This window comes from Chromobacterium aquaticum (assembly GCF_021129195.1).
Classification (GTDB): Bacteria; Pseudomonadota; Gammaproteobacteria; order Burkholderiales; family Chromobacteriaceae; genus Chromobacterium; species Chromobacterium aquaticum.
In genome coordinates, this window is the sequence record NZ_JAJOHW010000270.1 from 1 (window position 1) to 553 (window position 553).

A 553-nucleotide genomic window follows, 5' to 3' on the forward strand; every position below is an offset into this window, starting at 1 on the left:
GCATCGGCAGGCTCAGCGGCCGTTCCGCCGCCGCCAGCCACTGCGCCGCCAGCGCCTCCACGCCGGCGGACAAGGCCAGCCGCGCCAGCTCCGGCGCCGCGTGCTCCAGCCAGGCGCGAGCGTGCAGCCAGCCCTGCCAGCGCCGGTCCGCGTCGCTGACCGACAACCACAGGCCGTCACGCGGCGGCGTTTCCAGCACCGCGTCCCAGCCTTGCCGACGCCAGGCGGCGGCGGCGAGGCTCAACGCGCGCTCACGCGCGTCGATTTGTCTGAGCGCCAGCATCAGGCGTCCTCCTCCTCATCGCGCTGCGGCTGCTGCCGGCCCTGCTCGCGGCCGTCGTCGCGCGCCATCTGCCATTGCTGCGGATTGCCGGACTGCCATTGCTCGCCCAGCCGCTGCTGCACCAGGCTGTCCGACGGCTGCAGGCTGAGCACGCCGCCGGGCTGGCTCTGCACATTGACCGCGTGCTCGCCGCCCCAGCGCTGGAAGCGGTAAGTCAGGCCCGGCTGCGCCGGCTCCGGCGCGCTGGGCGCGGACGGGGCCGGCTGGGCC

The 553-nt window shown here is 75.6% G+C and carries 1 protein-coding gene and 1 pseudogene; both read right to left on the reverse strand.

Going from position 1 to position 553, the window contains the following annotated elements; genetic code table 11:
* Positions 1-283: pseudogene (locus LQT98_RS23710) on the reverse strand (hypothetical protein); the annotation flags it as partial.
* Positions 283-553: SpaN/EivJ family type III secretion system needle length determinant (locus LQT98_RS23715; protein ID WP_269326142.1), on the reverse strand; the 271-nt coding region annotated here is incomplete at its 5' end. The pseudogene LQT98_RS23710 and the gene LQT98_RS23715, both read right to left, overlap by 1 nt.